General features: G+C 73.0%; 12 protein-coding genes and 1 pseudogene. 4 read left to right on the forward strand and 9 right to left on the reverse strand.

The genetic code is table 11. The annotated features are described in order from the left end of the window. Positions 1 to 56: 56 nt before the first annotated feature. From QIT00_RS07835 to QIT00_RS07845, 3 genes are all read right to left on the reverse strand, one after another. The gene (locus QIT00_RS07835) at positions 57 to 2,489 is read right to left on the reverse strand and encodes an FUSC family protein (protein WP_282534388.1); all 2,433 of its coding nucleotides are present in this window, start codon (positions 2,487 to 2,489) and stop codon (positions 57 to 59) included. Between the two features lie 157 nt (positions 2,490 to 2,646). Beyond that, positions 2,647 to 3,816 carry a DUF2786 domain-containing protein gene (locus tag QIT00_RS07840; protein WP_282534389.1) on the reverse strand — a complete coding sequence of 390 codons (1,170 nt, stop codon included), beginning with the start codon at positions 3,814 to 3,816 and terminating at the stop codon, positions 2,647 to 2,649. An 86-nt stretch (positions 3,817 to 3,902) separates the two neighbouring features. Next, a complete protein-coding gene (locus QIT00_RS07845; RefSeq protein ID WP_282534390.1) occupies positions 3,903 to 4,742 on the reverse strand; it encodes a nitrilase-related carbon-nitrogen hydrolase in 840 nt (279 codons plus the stop codon). A 296-nt stretch (positions 4,743 to 5,038) separates the two neighbouring features. Between QIT00_RS07845 and QIT00_RS07850 the strand changes: the two are divergent. Continuing rightward, positions 5,039 to 6,770 (forward strand): annotated as a pseudogene (locus tag QIT00_RS07850) (bifunctional 3'-5' exonuclease/DNA polymerase). A 172-nt stretch (positions 6,771 to 6,942) separates the two neighbouring features. Here the strand turns inward: QIT00_RS07850 and QIT00_RS07855 are convergent. Together QIT00_RS07855 and QIT00_RS07860 are read right to left on the reverse strand one after the other, a co-directional pair. Beyond that, the gene (locus QIT00_RS07855; RefSeq protein WP_282534391.1) at positions 6,943 to 7,956 is read right to left on the reverse strand and encodes an enoyl-CoA hydratase/isomerase family protein; all 1,014 of its coding nucleotides are present in this window, start codon (positions 7,954 to 7,956) and stop codon (positions 6,943 to 6,945) included. Between the two features lie 130 nt (positions 7,957 to 8,086). Next, the gene (locus QIT00_RS07860) at positions 8,087 to 9,049 is read right to left on the reverse strand and encodes an MBL fold metallo-hydrolase (protein WP_282534392.1); all 963 of its coding nucleotides are present in this window, start codon (positions 9,047 to 9,049) and stop codon (positions 8,087 to 8,089) included. 84 nt (positions 9,050 to 9,133) lie between these two features. On the opposite strand from QIT00_RS07860, the gene QIT00_RS07865 reads away from it, so the two are divergent. After that, complete coding sequence (locus QIT00_RS07865; RefSeq protein WP_282534393.1) at positions 9,134 to 9,535, forward strand: MarR family winged helix-turn-helix transcriptional regulator; 402 nt, start codon at positions 9,134 to 9,136, stop codon at positions 9,533 to 9,535. A 17-nt stretch (positions 9,536 to 9,552) separates the two neighbouring features. Here the strand turns inward: QIT00_RS07865 and QIT00_RS07870 are convergent, their stop codons facing one another. Continuing rightward, positions 9,553 to 10,026 (reverse strand): hypothetical protein, encoded by a 474-nt coding sequence (locus QIT00_RS07870; RefSeq protein ID WP_282534394.1) that lies wholly within the window; start codon positions 10,024 to 10,026, stop codon positions 9,553 to 9,555. Between the two features lie 105 nt (positions 10,027 to 10,131). On the opposite strand from QIT00_RS07870, the gene QIT00_RS07875 reads away from it, so the two are divergent. Further along, a complete protein-coding gene (locus tag QIT00_RS07875; RefSeq protein WP_282534395.1) occupies positions 10,132 to 12,111 on the forward strand; it encodes a translation initiation factor 2 in 1,980 nt (659 codons plus the stop codon). A 31-nt stretch (positions 12,112 to 12,142) separates the two neighbouring features. Here QIT00_RS07875 and QIT00_RS07880 read toward each other — a convergent pair whose 3' ends face one another. The 3 genes from QIT00_RS07880 to QIT00_RS07890 all read right to left on the reverse strand — a co-directional run bounded on the left by QIT00_RS07880 (position 12,143) and on the right by QIT00_RS07890 (position 16,233). Next, complete coding sequence (locus QIT00_RS07880; RefSeq protein ID WP_282534396.1) at positions 12,143 to 14,191, reverse strand: hypothetical protein; 2,049 nt, start codon at positions 14,189 to 14,191, stop codon at positions 12,143 to 12,145. Positions 14,192 to 14,966: 775 nt separating this feature from the next. Beyond that, a complete protein-coding gene (locus tag QIT00_RS07885; protein WP_282534397.1) occupies positions 14,967 to 15,203 on the reverse strand; it encodes a hypothetical protein in 237 nt (78 codons plus the stop codon). A 340-nt stretch (positions 15,204 to 15,543) separates the two neighbouring features. Further along, positions 15,544 to 16,233, reverse strand: a complete 690-nt coding sequence (locus tag QIT00_RS07890; protein WP_349017164.1) for a recombinase family protein — start codon at positions 16,231 to 16,233, stop codon at positions 15,544 to 15,546. 133 nt (positions 16,234 to 16,366) lie between these two features. Here QIT00_RS07890 and QIT00_RS07895 point away from each other — a divergent pair, with 133 nt between their 5' ends. Continuing rightward, complete coding sequence (locus QIT00_RS07895; RefSeq protein WP_282534399.1) at positions 16,367 to 17,194, forward strand: transketolase family protein; 828 nt, start codon at positions 16,367 to 16,369, stop codon at positions 17,192 to 17,194. Positions 17,195 to 17,246: the final 52 nt, after the last annotated feature.

Raw genomic sequence — 17,246 nt, forward strand, 5'->3', positions numbered from 1 at the left:
TTCGTCCCGACGGACCTGCCACAGGGCTGACTGACCTCTTGCGTCCCGACGGGCTTTCAGCGGGCCGCGGTTTCCTCCGGGGGCCGCGGCCCGCCGTCGTTCCCGTCGTCCGCGTTCCGCGTCTCGCGCGGGGCGCCGGTGTCCAGGGAGTCGGAGAGCTCGTCGAGTGATTCGAGGAGCAACCGGCCGCCACGGCGTACGACCCGGTCGGGCAGGCCTTCGCCGTTCCAGTCGCGCAGCACCGCGCGCACGTGCTCCCAGTCGGGCACGCGCCGTTCCCGCAGGTCCTTCGCGGCGCGCTCGGTGGACTCGCGCAGGGCGGCGGCGAGCAGGGCGGCGGGCGGTACGGGGGTGGTGCCGCGCTCCGGAAGGTGGGCCTCCATCAGCATCGCGACGCGGACCATCTCGGCGAGCGCCTGCCCGGCGTCCTCGGCGGCCGTACGGGAGAGACCGCGGTGCCGTACGGGTTCGTCCTCGGCCCGTTCCACCGCGTCCTGCCAGGCGATCCTGGCGTCCCGCATGGTCAGCAGGGTCTCGCGCACATCGGTGGCGTGCCGGCCGGCGGGCTCGGCGTAGTGGTGGAGGACCGTCGCGGCGTAACTCCCGCCCGCGACCAGCCAGTCCGCGAGCCGGGTGCGCAGACGCGGGGTCTCCCAGGCCGGGTAGACCGCGTACGACAGCATCGCGAGGACGCCGCCGACGAGCGTGAGCACGACGCGCTCCGGCACCGTCTGGGTCCACTCGGTGCCACCCATGCCGAGCAGGAACACGACGTACGCGGAGATCGTCACCTGCGAGACCGCGTAGCCGGTGCTCATCAGGAGGTACGTCAGGGCCGCGCAGATCACGGCCAGGGCGCCGGACAGGACCGGGCCCGGGTCGGTGAGCTGGACGACCCCGGTGGCCACGGCGACGCCGACGAGGGTGCCGCCGAAGCGGGCCACGGCGCGGCCGTACGTCTGCGAGAAGTCCGGGCGCATCACCATCACGGAGGCCATCGGCGCCCAGTAGCCGTGGCCGAGGGGCAGGGCCTGGCCGATCAGATAGCCGACGACGGCCACGACCGTGACGCGGAACGCGTGCCGCTTGATCGCCGACTCCCTTGTGCTCTGCGCCAGTTCGCGGCGCATCTTGCGGGCGGCGACCGGGGCCAGCTCGGGGACGGTGGGGCGGGAGAGGGTGATGGGCTGGGTGTCGGAGGAGCTGAGGGTGGCGGGGAGGGGTGTGGTGCCGGTGACCGCCGGGCCCTGGGTGGGCTCCGGGGTGACCGCGGCTGGCGTCCCGGCTGGCGCATCGGCTGGCGTCTCTTTCGGTGTCTCGGCTGTCGTATCGGCTGGCGTCCCTTTCGGTGTCCCGGCCGTCGTATCGGCTGGCGTCTCTTTCGGTGTCCCGGGCTTCGGGGGCTCGGTGACGGCGGGTGGGAGGCGGTTGGTGACCGTGGGCGGGAGGTGGCCGACCATCGTCGACAGCATCGACCGCAGCGAGCGGCGGCCCGCGATCGAGCTCGGCGGGTCGGCCGTCTCGACCACGTCGTCGAGCAGCGCCGCGAGGCGCGTGGCCGCCCTACGCGGCGGGCCCGTCAGGATCGCGCCGGTGTCCGGAGTGCGCAGCGCGGCGAGCGCGGATGCCGGCAGCTCGGCCGGTTCGCCGTGCCGGATCGCGCGGGCCGCCGCGTCGAGCACCTCACCGGCCGCCGCGAGGAGTTCCCGTACGCGGTCGCGCTCCACGCCCTCGGCCGGTACGCCCACGGCCGGGTCGGCGAGCGAGGCCAGGACCGGGCGGATGCGTTCGGCGAGGCCGCGGGCGCCGTGCAGTTCGGCGGGGCGGCGGCGGGCCTGGCGCGGGGTGACCGTGGCCGCGTCCCTGGCCGCCATCAGCGGGGCCGGGTCGAAGGGCGCGACCGGGTCCTGGCGCAGGCGGCGGGCGTAGTCGGCCTCGGCGGCGAGGGCGTCGGCGAGCGCGTCCCGCTGGGCGCCCCAGCGGCGTACCGGGAAGAACACGATCAGCAGCGCCTGCACCAGGCCGCCCGCGGCGATCATCGCGGCGTGGCCCGCGGCCGCCAGGAGGCTGGTCGGCAGCGTGATCGTGACCAGCATCATCGCCACGTTCGAGGCCGCGATGATGCCGACCGTCGGCCCGACCGACCAGCTCAGGCCCGCGAGGAAGGTCCACAGGGCGAGCAGCGCGAGGAACAGCACCCCCTGCGTGCCGGTGAGATAGCCGAGGAACGTGCTGATGCCGAGGCTCACGCCGGAGGCGAGGGCGAGCACCGGGCGCGGGCGCCAACTGCGCTGGAACGTCGCGATCGCGGCCTGGAACGCGCCGAACGCGGAGCTGGCGGCGACGGCCGGGCCGAACAGCCAGAGGCTCACGCCGACGACGATCGCGAGGCCCGCGCCCGCCCGGACGGTGATCAGGGGCTCCAGGCGGCGCCGCTCGACCTTGAGGCCCGAGCGGGCGGTCTCCTTCAGCGCTCGCAGCCAGCTCACGTCGCGAGGATACGTCGGATCGCGGGGGTTGTTGTCGGTCGGATCACTGGGGTTGTTGCCGTACGGGTTCGGGGGTTGTCGCCGTACGGGTTCGGGGGTTGTCGCCGTACGGGTTCGGGGGTTGTCGCCGTACGGGTTCGGGGCTTCGTACCGGCCGCTACATGCCCGCTCGGTTCGCCGCCGCCGTGCCCTCGTGCCAGCCCGCCTCGTCCTGGGCCGAGCGGACGCGGGTGCTGGTCGTCTCCGGGAACATCTCGTCGGTCCGGTCGGTGACCGCCACGTCTCGGGCCGCGAGGACCGGCAGCAGGTCGGCCGCGGCCGCGCCCGCCTCGTCCCCGGCCGCCGCCGTGCCGTGGTCGGCGGCCTCGTCGAGGCGGGCGGCGATGCGGTGGGCGTAGGCGAGCAGGAAGGACTGCCGGAACGTCTTCGTACGCTTGCGGCCGCCCGCGCGCTGGGCCGCCTCCGCCTTGGTCATCGCGGCCGTGGCCTGCACGAGCAGCGAGGTGTGCAGCAGCTCGACCGAGTCCAGGTCGGTCTCGAACCCGACCACCGTCGAGAAGCCGAACGCCTCATTCCACACCGCGCGGCAGCGGTTCGCCGTGGCCACCGCGTCCAGGAGGATCGCCTTGGCCGCCTCGTACGGGGCGTCGACGCCGATCCTGCGGGCGGCCGGGGTGTCCGGCGCGTGCGTGCGGTGGGCCAGGAGTGCCTCGTCGACGCCCTGGCGGGCCATCAGCTCCTGGGCCTTCGCGGTGAGCGCCTCCGCCTCCTCGGGGTAGCCGGTCGCCTCGGCCTTGGCGAGCAGCGCGCGGATCCGGGCCAGCATCCGGGGTTCGGCATGCGCCACGCGCGCGTGCACGGGGGTTCCGGGTGCGGGGCCGACCGACTCCAGGGCGGGCAGGCGCAGCAGCAGCCGGTACAGCTCCAACAGGGCACTGGCGTACAGGAATCGGTCACCGCGCGGTGCGGTTTTTGGCAGCTCGTCCACCTGCTCCTGCCAGCGCGGGGGCAGGCCCTGGTTCTTATAGCGCCGGATTTCCCGGCGGATCAGCTCGGCGGCGATCGTCGCGTGGTGGTCGGCCAGTTCGCGGCGGACGATCCGGATCACATCGGCGGGCTGCCAGCCGCGCTGCCATGCGCTGCGAACGAACTCCTCGCCGCGGCGCAGCGCCTCGCGTACGTGTGCCGGGTCCGCGGTGAGGAGGGCGGCGCCGGTGTCCACGCCCTCGTCGCCCTTCGCGTACAGGGCGGCGGCGAAAGCCCGGTCGACGGCGTCCGTCGCGTCCGTCGCGTCCGTCGCGTCCGTCGCGTCCGTCGCGTCCGACATGAGTCCCTCCCGAATCCCTCCCCACGCGCGCGTGCGCAGCCGTCCACGATAGTCGCGCCCGGCGCCCCCCTGAGCGGCTGCCTCCGTCAGCTGTCGCCGCCCTCGTCGATCAGCCGTCGCACCTCGCGGTCCACCAAGCCGAGGCGGGCCTCCGCGACCAGCGGGACCGCGCGCCGCTGGCGGCGGGCCTCGTGCACGTCGATGTCGACGGTGACAAGGGCGGGCTCCCACTTCGGGGCCTGTGCGACGACGGTGCCGCGCGGGTCGACCACCCGTGAACCGCCCCAGAAGGTGGCGCCGTTCTCGTTGCCCACGCGGTTCACGAACACCACCCAGCACTGCAGCATCTTCGCGGTGTACGAGAGCAGCGTGTCCCAGTAGAGGCCGGTGTCCATGGCCTCCGGGTCGAGGCTCGCCGCACTGTTGGTGGGGATCACGACGACCTCGGCACCGTCCTGCACCGCGAGCCACGGAAGCACCGGCTGCCAGGCGTCGTTGCAGACCAGGGTGGCCGCCCGCCCGTGCCCGCCCGGCAGGTCGTACGCGCGCAGGGACTGGCCGGGGCTGACGTGCTTGCGCTCCTCCCAGGCAAGGTAGTTGGGGAGATAGAGCTTGCGGTGCGCGTGCAGGAGCGCGCCCTCGCTGTAGTAGGCGGAGGTGTTGTACGCGCGCAGGCTGGTGTGCTCGTGCAGGCCGACGAGGACACCAGCCCCGAGGGTGGACAGTTCGAGCAGGCGCGGGTCGCGCGCCTCGACGGAGGCGTCCCGCTTCAGGCCGCCGAGGTGGTAGCCGTGCAGGCTCAGCTCCGGGAAGACGACCAGGTCGGCGCCCTGGGCAACGGCCTGCTCGACCTGGTCGCGGGCCGTCGCGAGGTTCGCGTCGACCTCGCCGAGCTCGCAGTCCGTCTGGGCCAGGGCCACACGCATCCGGTCTCCTCCGCTCTGGCGTCGCTACGTACGGGTCTGTCCGCGTACGTCCCTTGTCCACCGTACGGTCGGCGGGCTCGTCGTACGCGCCGGGAGCGGGCAACGCGGGCAGGGGCAGGCGGGCGAGCGCCCTCCCGGGGCCGAACCGGGACGAGCCGGAGTCCGGCGCGGGCCGGGCGGCGCGGGTCGGGCGGCGCGGGTCGGGTCGGGCAGCGCGGCGCGGGCCGGGCGGCGCGGGTCGGGCGGCGCGGCGTGGGTCGGGGCCGTTGTCAGTGGGGGCTGCGAGACTCGCACCTGTGAGCGAACGCTGGGTCCTGGCCCTGGCCGACGACGGCCGCGGAGCGCTGCTCGTTCCCGTGGACGGGGCCGGGCGGCCGCTCGGTGGCGCCGTGCGGGAGCCGGACCTCGTCACGGCCGTCCGCGAGCGCCCGGAGGTCTTCCGCTGGGTGTGGCGCTCGACGGCCGAGGTGTATCCACGACTGCTCACGGCCGGGGTCCGGGTGGAGCGGTGCTACGACATCGAGGACGCCGAGCAGCTCCTCCTCGCCCACGAGGGCCGCCTCGGCGAACCCCGCTCCGCGGCCGCCGCCTGGGCCCGGCTGAACCAGCGCCCGGTGCCGCCCGACCCGCCGCAGCGCGCCGCCGAACCGGGCTCGCAGTCCTCCCTCTTCGAGCCGGGCCCCGTGCACGTACCACTGGAGGGCCTCCTGGAGGTGTACGCGGACCAGCTCCTCCGGCACGAGCGCGCGCTGCACCCCGGCCGGATGCGCCTGCTCACGGCGGCCGAGTCGGCGGGCATGCTGATCGCCGCCGAGATGAACGCCGCCGGGCTGCCGTGGAGTGCGGACGTCCACAAGCAGGTGCTGCACGAACTCCTCGGCGGGAGGTACGCGGGCGGGGGCGAGCCGCGCCGCCTGGCCGAGCTGGCGGACGAGGTGTCGGCGGCGTTCGGGCGGCGCGTGCGGCCCGACCTCCCGGCGGACGTGATCAAGGCGTTCGCGCAGGCCGGCATCCGGATCAGGTCGACTCGCAGATGGGAGATCGAGACCCTGGACCACCCGGCCGTGGGCCCCTTGGTCGAGTACAAGAAGCTGTACCGCATCTGGGTCGCGCACGGCTGGTCCTGGCTGCAGGACTGGGTGCGGGACGGCCGCTTCCGCCCCGAGTACCTGCCGGGCGGCACGGTCACCGGCCGCTGGGTGACCAACGGCGGCGGTGCCCTGCAGATCCCGAAGGTCATCCGGCGCGCGGTGGTCGCCGACCCGGGCTGGCGCCTCGTCGTGGCCGACGCCGACCAGCTGGAGCCACGGGTGCTCGCGGCGATCTCCGGTGACCCGGGCCTGACGGAGGTGGCGGCCCGCCCGGACGACCTGTACCAAGCGGTCTCCGACCGCGCCTTCTCCGGCGACCGGGACGCGGCCAAGCTCGCCGTCCTGGGCGCGGTCTACGGCCAGACGTCCGGTGACGGCCTGAAGAACCCTCGCCCTGCTCCGCCGCCGCTTCCCGCGCGCGGTGGCGTACGTGGACGACGCGGCCCGCGCCGGGGAGGAGGGCCGCCTCGTCCGCACCTGGCTGGGCCGGACGAGCCCGCCCGCGGCCGGGGCCGAGGAGCAGGGGGAGGCGGGGATCCCGATGCTGCCCGAGGAGGGGGCGGGGTCGGGAGGCACGGCGGCCACGGATCCCGGGGACGGGGAGGCGGGCGCGGACGAGTGGGTGCCCGGTTACGCCTCGACCAACTCCCGTGCCCGCGGCCGCTTCACGCGGAACTTCGTCGTCCAGGGCAGCGCGTCCGACTGGGCGCTCGTGCTGCTCGCCGCGCTGCGCCGGGCCACCGCGGAGATGGCGGCCGAGCTGGTCTTCTTCCAGCACGACGAGGTGATCGTGCACTGCCCGCGGGAGGAGGCCGAGGCGGTCGTCGAGGCCATCGGCGCGGCCTCGCTCGAAGCGGCCAGGATCGTCTTCGGCGAGACAGCGGTGCGGTTTCCGTTCAGCACGGCGGTGGTGGAGTGCTATGCGGATGCGAAGTGAACGGGGGGCGGGGGACGGCACCGTCGACTTGGTCACCATCGACTTGGTCACCATCGACTCGGGCACCATCGACTCGGGCCCCGTCGATCGCCCTGCGGGCTCGTCCTCAAACTCCCCCAGCTACCGCTGGGAGGTGCCCCCAGGACGGGCTGATTCAGCTGGACGGGCCGATTCAGAAGTTGAAGTGCCGCTCCACCTCAGCCCGCGTGACCGCCCCCAGCGTGCCCGGCGCCCAGCGCGGTTCGCCGTCCTTGTCCACCAGCTTGGCGCGCACGCCCTCGACGAAGTCGGGTCCGGCGAGTGCCGCGCAGGAGACCCGGTACTCCTGGTCGAGCACCGCGTCGAGCGTGCCGAGCACGCGGGCCCGGCGGACGGCCTCCAGGGTGACCTGCACCGCGGTCGGCGAGTGGCCGAGGATGCGCGTGGCCGCCTCCTTCGCGTCGGGCTCCCCGCTGTCGGCGAGCCGGTCGACGATCTCCTCGGCGCTCCCGTCCGCGTAGCACGCGTCGATCCACGACCGCTGCTCCGCGAGCGGGGACGGCGGCGCCGGGACGCCGAACTCGGCGAGCACATCGCCGAGTTGACGCCCGTCGAGCACCGTGCGCAGCTCGGGCAGCCGCGCCGCGGGCACGAAGTGGTCGGCGAACCCGCAGTGCACGGCGTCCGCACCGGTCATGGCGTCGGCGGTGAGCGCGAGATGCGTGCCGAGCTCGCCGGGCGCGCGCCCGAGCAGATGCGTGCCGCCGACGTCCGGGACGAACCCGATGCCCACCTCCGGCATCGCGACGCGCGAGCGCTCGGTGACGATCCGCACCCCGCCGTGCGCGGAGATCCCGACGCCGCCGCCCATGACGATCCCGTCCATGAGCGCGACGTACGGCTTGGGGAAGCGGGCGATGCGCGCGTTGAGCCGGTACTCGTCCCGCCAGAACGCGCGTGCCGCCGCTCCCTCGTCCGTCAGCGCGGAGTCCCGGATGGCGCGGATGTCACCGCCCGCGCACAGGCCGCGCTCCCCCGCGCCGTCGAGCACGACGTACGCGATCCGCTCGTCCCGCTCCCAGCGCGCGAGGGCCGCGTCGATCAGGCGGACCATGTCATGGGTCAGGGCGTTCAGAGCGCGCGGCCGGTTCAGGGTGAGCCACCCGGCGCTTCCGCGCACCTCCCGGACGACCTCCGCCTCGGACACCTCAGCCACCTCGCCCCTCGACACACGTGTCCCACAGGGCAGTTCCGTACGACCGCGGGCCGCGGCCCCGGCACGGCTGCCCACTGGGCCGACCTGCGGCCGAGCGTACTCGCCACGCCCCGCCCCCGGACTACGCCCCCTCGACCGGCACCCACACAGCGCGCCCGGCACCCGCTTCCGCCCCGGCACCCGCTTCCGTCCCGGCCCGCCGCTCGACCCGGCCGAAGACGACGTCGGCGAAGTGGATGCCGTAGCCGACAGTGCCGGGGGCGGAGAGTTCGGCGACCAGTCGGCGGCGGTGGTCGGCGGAGCGGTCGGCGTCCACGTCCGGGGCGGCGGACCACTCGGGGTGACTGATCTGCACGGGCGAGTGCAGCGCGTCCCCGAACGCGATCAGTCGCCGCCCACCGGACTCGATCACGTACGCCGTGTGTCCGACGGTGTGCCCGGGGGTCGACAGGACCCGTACGCCGGGGAAGATCTCCTCGCCCTCGGCGACCGTACGGGCCCTGGGTTCGAGGGCGGCGAGGATCTCCTCGGTGATGCCGTGCACCCCGGGGATGCGGTGGCGGCCGTTCCACTCGTCCGCGCCGAAGAGGTACGTGGCACCGGTGAACGCCGGCCGGTCGCTGCCCGGCGCGGGGTTCCAGGCCCAGCCGATGTGGTCGGTGTGCAGATGCGTCACGGCGACGGCCTCGATGTCGGCCGGTGAGCGGCCCAACTCGGCGAGGCTGTCGAGGAGTCGGCCACCGTGGATGGCGCCGATCCAGCCGTTCTCCGGGTCGTCCGGCGCGGCGTCGGGCCCGAGCCCGGCGTCGATGAGCAGGGCTCGCTCTCCGTACTCGACGAGCAGTCCGCCGATTCCGGCGACGAGTGCGCCCTGGTCGTCCAGGTGGTCCGCGTACCGCACCCAGTCCTCGTCGGTGGACGCGGGGAACCAGCCGCGCGGCTTCAACCGCACCGCGCCGTCGGCGACATGACTGATGCGCAGATCGCCGAGGCGGAGGGTGCGGGTCCGGGAGGGGCGGCGCAGGCGCTCGCGCTCGCCCTGGTCACTGGTGTCACTGGTGTCACTGATCGTGGTGGCAGACATGAAAAAAGGTTATAGCTAGAATCATTCGAGCTGCAACCTTTTCAGCTCGATGCTTGCGCCCCGGACCTGCGTACGATGAGACCCATGGCAACCGAACGGCAGCTGTGCGGACTGGTCACCGGCCTGGCCCGGCAGATCGAGACGCATGTGCGCGAGCGCGCCTCCTCCCTCGGCCTGACCGCACCGCAGGCCATCGCGCTGCGCGAACTGACCGGCCCGCTGACGCTGCGCGAACTCTCCACGCGCATGGGCTGCGAGCCATCCAACGCCACGTTCGTCTCCGACCGCCTGGAGGACCAGGGCCTCGTCGAACGCCGCCCCCACCCGCAGGACCGCCGCGCCAAGCAACTCATCCTCACGGACAAGGGCGCGGAGCTACGCGAACGCCTCCTCGAACTCTTCGCCGAGGACTCCCCGTTGGCCCCCCTGACCCAGCAGGAACAGGACCGCTTGCACGCACTGCTGCTGCGGGCGGTCACGTCCTGAGCCGACCGGGGCCGGACCTAGCCCTGGTCGTCAGCCGCCGGATCGGCCAGCGCCCGCTGCGCCGCTGCCACGAACTCGTCCCGCGCATCGGCCAGTTCATCGGGCCGCGCATGCCGACGCAGACCGTCGACCACGAGCTGAGCGGCGGCGACCGCCTCCGCGGGGCCTTCGAGCACCACCGCACCAAGCGCCCCATGCAGCCGCACCGCATCGTCCGGCCCGCCGCGCCCCGTACGCTCCGCCAAGATCGAGGCCTCGGCGGCCACCAGAAACTCGCCGTAGACCTGCCTCCGCAGCGCGACCGCACGCTGCCGGGCCTCCGCCCGGATCGTCAGACGGACCGATTCAAGCAGCGCCTCGGCCTGCCGGTCCCCCGCGTGCCGCGCCGCCTCCGCCTGCCGCGCACCCGCACTGCGACCGAACCAGCCGGCGACGAAGCTGCCCCCGAGCGCCGCCCCGGCAGCGATCACCCCCACCCACAAGTCACTCATGGGCCCATCCTCACCACGCCGCGACCGCCCCGCCTTCCGCTCCCCGCAGGTGCGTCAGAGATCACTCACAGCCGTACGTCCCCGTGACGGCGGTACGATCAGGGCATGTCGCCGGACGACACCGAAGAACCCGCTCTGACCTGCGAGAACACCCCACCTCGCGGGCCGCTTCCCGATAGAATCGACGCGACGGGCGACGGGCGACGGGCGACGGGCGACGGGCGACGGGCGACGGGCGACGGGCGACGGGCGACGGGCGACGGGCGACGGGCGACGGGCGACGGACGACGGACGACGGACGACGGACGACGGACGACGGACGAGCACCGTGTCGTGCTCCTCGCCGCGAGATCCGCTGTAGCCCTCAACCGGCTCCTCGACGCCGCGCCCGCCCTGGCCGGTGACGAACGGATCACCCGCCTCTTCACCCTCGTACCCGGCTCGGAGTTCGGTGCCGACGCCCTAGCCGCCATCGACACGGTGGGCGGCCGGCTCGTCCCCTGGGAAGAAGCCCGGACCCGCACCTTCGACCTGATCGTCGCCGCCAGCCCGAAAGGCGAACTGGAGCTGCTCCGCGGCAGACACGTCCTCCTCCCTCACGGAGCGGGCTTCAACAAGGCCATCCCGTACGAGGGTTCGGCCGACTCGGCGTCCGGGCTCGACCCCGCCTTTCTGCAGCGCACCCGCACCGACGGCGCCGCCCCGATGGCCCTGCACGCCCTCGCCCACCCCGACCAGCTCGACCGCCTCGCCGCCACAGACGCACAGGCAGCCCGCGTGGCCAAGGTCGTCGGCGACCCCACCCTCGACCGTTTCCTCGCCTCCCGCTCGCTCCGCGAGCGCTACCGGAACGCTCTGGGCACCGGCTTCCGCACCCTCATCGCCCTCGCCTCGACCTGGGGCCCCGACTCGCTGCTCCGCCACCACCCCGGCCTGCCCGCCCTGCTCGCCGCCCACCTCCCCTACGACTCCTACCAGTTGGCCCTGATCGTGCACCCCAACGAATGGAGCCGGCTCGGCGCGTACGAACTGGCCGAACGGCTCGCCCCCGCACTCGACGCGGGCCTGGTGCTCGCCCGTCCACGCGAGGAATGGGGATCCGTCCTCGTCGCCGCCGACGCCCTGATCACCGACCACGGATCCGCCGCGCTGTACTTCGCCGCCGCGGCCCCGGCCTCCGAGCGGCCCGTCGTCGGCGTCCACGACCCCGCGTACGGGGACCGCACCAGCAGTGAACTGATCCCGGGCAGCCCCATGGCCGTACTCCTCGGCCGGACACCGAAGTTGAGGCTCGACGACACCGCCTCCCCCGCCGACACTCTGCGGGAAGTGGAGAGCGCCCTGCGCGCCTACGACCCGGGGGTCGGCCTGGCCGCAGCCGCATCGGCGTTCGCCTGCCGGGGCGAGGCGACGGCCCGGCTGCGCAAGGAGCTGTACGCACTCCTCGGCCTCACGCCACCGCCCACGCCGTGCCCCTCCGCCCCGCCACGCCCGCTGCCCGTTCCCCTGTCGGGCCCGAACGCCGTCCCGCCCCGCGCACCGAACGCCTTCGACGTCCACGCGGAGATCACCGAGGCCCGCGAGGCCCCCGCCTCCGCCTCCGCCCCCGCCCCCGCCCCCGCGACGGTGTCCCTCACCCGCCACCCCGCCGGGCTCGGCCCTGCCGGCCATCACCTCGCCGCGGAGTACGGCGCCGCCGGAGAGCCCCAGGTCCGCTCCGCCGGCCTCCTCTACCGGCGCGCTTCCGCGCCCGCGGCGCCCGATCTCGCCTGGCCGGCAGAGGGCTGGCTGCTGCACGCCCTCGACTCGTACCCGGGCTGCCGCACCGCCGCCGTCCTCCTGCCGACCGGCGCCTGTCTGCTGCGCACCCGCGCACACGAGCAGACGTACGCCGTCGAGGCGGGCCCGCACGCCGAGGACGGCGGCCGGATCGCCCGCATCGACCCGGCCGTGGCCGCATCCGCCGTGCATGCCTCGCCGGACGGACCCGCAGCGACCAGAGAGCTCAACTGCCTGGTGGGAAAACGACAGTTCCCCCTCCGGATCCGCCCCGCCACACCGACCGAACGCAGCCAGACCATCTAGGGGCCCGCAAAGACCCGAGGGGAGACAGCCCCTATTCCGCCAACCCGTTCCGCCGTCGGATGGCAAGCGCCGCCTCGCGGTTCTCGGCGGCGTCCGCATCCCGGCCGTCCTCCTCGGCCAGTGCGGCGAGTACGTCATGGATGCGCGCCTGATCGAACCCGGAACGACGGCTGCGCGCACTCGCGAGGGCCTGCTCGTACAGCTCCCGTGCCCGGCCGTTCCGCCGAACCCGAGCCTCCGGTTCCTCGTCCGTCCGGCGTCGGTCCCGCACCACACCGGCCAGCGCGAAGGCCGTGCGCCCCGTCATCCGCTCCCGCTTCAGTTCGACGGCGCGCGCGTACGCATCCGTCAGCAGCTCGTAGGCGGCTTCGGTCTCGCCCAGCTTCCACCGGGCCTCGCCCATCCGGTACGTCAGCAGCAGCACGCCGTAATCGGATGCGGGCAGGGTGCGGTGGATGTCGCGGGAGCGGCCGAAGTCCGCGACGGCCGCCGCCCATTCACCGCGCGCACCGCTCAGCATTCCCCGGAACTCGATCACCGAGGCGGTGAGTTTGCGGTCTCCGGCGCCCTCTCCCAGCAACCGGAGCGCAGCCGTCGCGGCATCCAGCTCACGCCCCGCCTCCTCGAACCGGCCCGACTCCCAGAGCGGGCGGGCCAGTTGGCACCGGGTGCGCGCGATCCAGGCCGCATTCCCGCCGTCCCGCACCGCCGCCTCCACGGCAAGCCGGAACGCCTCGACGACCTCCGGCTGATAAGGGTGATCCAGCGCATACGTCCACAGGGGCTCGGAGAGCGCGACGACCTCGGCGTCCATCCCGTACGCACCGGCAGTCCGCACGCAGGCGAACAGCGCATGCCGCTCCTCGTACAGCCAACGCGCCGCCCGAGCGGCCCTCTCGGACCGCTCCTCGCCCTGCGCCGCCCGCGGATCCTCCAGTGGCACGTCCGGTGCGTCGGGCACCTCTTCGTACGGGTCGACCACGGTCAGGCGCTTGCCCGCGGCGTACAGATCGGCCCGCTGAGCCTGTCGTACGAACCAGCGCAGTACGCGCGAACGCGCCTCGGCGACCTCCGTCTCCGTGGCGTCGCGCCGCGACCGGCGCAGGGCGTGCGCGCGCAGCGGACCCGGCAGCCGGAACGCGAGCCCCTCCCGCACGGCCCGGCGCAGATCGAGGAACCCCACCCGGTCCAGCTCCTCCAACGCCACCTCGCAGACGTCCGCACCGAGGCCGAGGAGCGCGGTCGCGGAGGCGGCGGTGAAGGTCCCGGCGGGGTGGTACGGCAGCAGCCGGTACAGCAGCGCGGCCGGCGGTGAGAGGTCCTCGTACACCGTGTTCCAGAGCTGCTCGACTCCTTCCACACCCCGCTCGCCGAACTCCCCCTCCAACTCCTTGACCAGCCGGGGCAAGGGCCGCAGCGGAGACGCGCGCACCCACTTGCCGGTGACGTGCAGCGCCATGGGCAGGCCTTCGCAGAGCCGCACCAGCGCGCGCACCTCCTCCCGGTCGGCCGTCGGCCGGGCCTCCTTGACGATCGCCTCAAGCAGTTCCGTCGCGGCCTTCTCGCACAAGGGCGGCAACGGGAGGTCTACGGCGCCGCCCGCCAGCTCGGGCAACGGTCCGTGACTGGCCGCTATGACGACACAGTCCCCGGAGGCGGGAAGGAGCGGATCCAGCTCGGATGCGTAGCGGACGTTGTCCACGACCAGGATGAGTCTCCGCTCGCGCGTCAGGCTCCAGTACTGCTTGCACCTGGCCTTGAACTGCGTCTCGACCAGGGCCGGTTCAACGCCGAGCGAGCGCAGCAGCTGCTCGAGCACCTCTCCCGGGTCGAGCCCGCCGCGCAGCCGGAAGTCGTCCAGGTCGACCGACAGCACTCCGTCCGGAAACCGCTCCAGGTGCTTCCGCGCCAGCACCCCCGCCAACTCCGTCTTGCCGAGCCCTGCCGGACCCCGCAGCGCAAGGATCAACGGCCGCCCTCGCCCGCGCCCTCGCCACTCCTCCACAGCCCGGAACGCCCGCGCCTTCTCCTGGTCGCGATTGACGAAGTACACCGGCTCCGGCGGAAGTTCGACCCTCATCCGTCCCCCTGTCGCACGTCCCGCTGACAGAACTGCTGGCCATGACGCCGAGGTTACTGGGGGCCAGGGCAGGTGAGCTGGGCTTTCGCTGTGCGCAGGGGCGATTCGGCCATCCCCGCCTACCCTCACCGTAGAACTAGTGGACTAATTGCACTCTCCGTCGCACTCTCCGTCGCCGCTCCTCGACCACGGGAGAGCGAGGCGCCCTACCGCCCACGGACGGACATCCACCGCTCCGGCTCAATACGATCATTCGTTCGGTTCACGCATCCCGTGTCGCCACCCACCCCCGCAGGGCGACCCGCTATGCGCACGGCGTGAGGCGCGCGCGAGGGAACGACAGAACCCCAGGTCACGATCAACGTGACCTGGGGTTCCAGTGGAGCCGCCTTCGGGATTCGAACCCGAGACCTACGCATTACGAGACCGAGAGCGATCAGGCCGGGTGGTGCCGCACCATGCTTCCTGATGACGTTTTCCCAGATCAGACCATGTGCGCCAGTCTTCCCCGTGCGGCCTCGTACTGGCTCGTCCAAAGGCGTCTGTCCACCGGCTGTCCACCGGAACGCCCCTCCGGGCGGCTTCCAGTGACCATCCAGTTGCGCGCGTGGGACGGCCCAAACCGACATGGCCCCTCCGTCCGACGCGCTTGTCAGGGTCTCGCAACTGCTGAACACGCTCTCGGCGACCACCTCGCCCGATGACGCGACCCAGCCGGTGCGGGTGGTGCGGCACGCGAACCCCCATGTGGACGGTGACCTCGTACGGAACCGGATCAGCGCCCATCGGGTGGGGTGGGCCACAGGCGGTCTGGGCCGTCGCGCCACTCCAACCACTTCGGATCACTCAAAACTCCGTCGGGGTCGGGGACGCCGAGCGCTTCGAGGAAAACGACCAGGTCGTGGTCGGAGTAGGCCGTGCCCAGGATCTCATCACGGCCTCGGCGGTGAACCGTGACTCGTCGGCCGCCCGCCGCCGAGGGGCGATGGACGACGATCGGCGCACGACGCATGCACTCCAACCTGCAGTCGGTTTCCCTGACCGGCCATCGCTCGCGCTGGCCGTCGATCACCCCGCCTGCCGGACGGCCGGGGTCGCGCTGCGGACGCTGCGCTGGGCCAGCTCCTTCAGTTCCATCCGGGCAGCCGGGGTTCCGGCCGGCCCTCTCCAGAACGGGTGGTCGGCGATCCGGCCGACAGCTCCAGCAGACGGCGGCGGCCTCCGGTCGGGCTGGCGGCCGGCGCACCATCCGCGGTCTGGTCACGTAGGAGGTCAGGTGGAAAGTCGTAGGGGTATCGCCGAGATACGGGTCAAAGGGGCCAATGAGTTGATCTTGAAGCTCTCAAGCCGTCTCATTCGGTGCTGTCGGAGTCCTCGGCGAGGATGCGGTAGACGGTTGCGACCGAGGGGCGCTTCCCTTGATTCTTGCCGGAGGTGATGACCAGGTTTCGGGCGATCTCGGGGACGGAAACCCCGTTGGCCCGAAGGGACCGCGCGTACGCGGCCATGTCGTCGTCGACGGCCTTCGGGCGTCCGCCCTGTCGGCCGCGCTCGCGGGCGGATGGCTGGCCCTCCAAGGACTTTTCCCGGATGTATTCGCGCTCGGACTCGGCCATGCCGGCGAAGAACGCGAAGAGGGCGGCGCCGTGCCCGGAGGGGTCGTAGACCCCTTGGAGGGGGCCGGTGAGGAGTTCGAGCTGGATGTCGTGGTGGCGCAACTCATCGGCGATGGCCAGGAGCTCGGCTGCGCCGCGGCCCAGACGCTTCATCTCGTGCAAGGTGAAGACCACCCGCTGGTGCGGGACGGCCTTCTTAATGGTGCGGGCGAGGTCCATCGCCTTGACGAACTCGGGCCGGACCTTGATCCGGGTACTGAGGGCCCCCGTACAGGGCGCGCGACGGCACCCCGGCGCATCCGGCGATCCCGGATCTGGTGAGGCTGGCGCGGGATGTGGTGACGGGGCGGTAGCTCTGTGATCGAACTCCCGTCGCGTCCGCAGACACTTTGCCGCCCGTTGACCTGGGGTTTCACACTTCAACAATTTGTTGACGTCGGTACCGCGCGGAACCTACTGTCGCGCTGCGCGTGGGGAGCGTGCGTGGGGCGAAGCCGTCCTGCGGGGTTGTTCTGATGGGGGGGCTCACGGTGTGGGGTACGGACGACTGGGTTGCCGGATGACGCTCTCGGGGCGTGAGGCGTACCGGGCCGAGCTGACGAGGGTCGGTTACGACGACGAGCGCGTGCTGTGCCTGGAGACGCCTGTCAGGGGGGAGAGCCACCCCTTCGAGCTGGCTCATCCCGAACGGTTCTATGCGCTGCGCACGACGGAGGCCGCCATGGTGGACATGGCCGCCGGGCTCGCCATAGCGGGGTACCGGCCGTTCGTCTCCCTCACCGGGCCCTTCCAGGAAGAGAATCTGGGCCTGGTGCTCAGCTATCTGTCCGTCGGGGTCACCGTCGTGTCGCCCCAGAGGGTGTGCCCTGCGAACTTCAAGGAGCTGCGCCGGGTGCCCGGCGTGACGGTCGCGGCGCCCTACGGCGAGGCCGAGACGAGGGCGGTCACCCGCACCGCCGCGGCCAGTGGGCGCGCGCACTACATCCGGGTCGGGTGCGCCGAGGAGGTTCGCTCGCTCGACTGGATCGGGTCCGAACTTCCCCTGGTCAACTGGGACTTCAGGAACGACCGGGCCGACGTCTGCCTGGTCTCGGTGGGGGTCAGGGGCACCGAGCTCGCGCTGGCCGCCCGCGAGGCGGCGCCGAGGATCGCCCACGCGCATCTGGTGTATCTGGACAACGCCCATCTGGCCCGTGCTGCGGCCGAGTTGACGGGCCTGCACCGGAAGATCGTCGTGGTGGGCGGCAGGCCGGACCCGGACGGCCTGGTGGATGCCCTGGCCGAGCTGCTGCCCGGGAGCGAGGTCGTCGGAGTGCCGACGCTCGACAGGGCGCCGGCGGAAGGCATCGCGGACGTGTTGTCCGCGGTAGGGCGCCTCGGCGGCTGAACCCCCTGGGAGGGGACGGGCCCTCGGGAGGGACGGGTTCCCGGAAGGGACG

Origin of the sequence: Streptomyces luteolus (genome assembly GCF_029968015.1) — a bacterium.
GTDB lineage: Bacteria > Actinomycetota > Actinomycetes > Streptomycetales > Streptomycetaceae > Streptomyces > Streptomyces luteolus.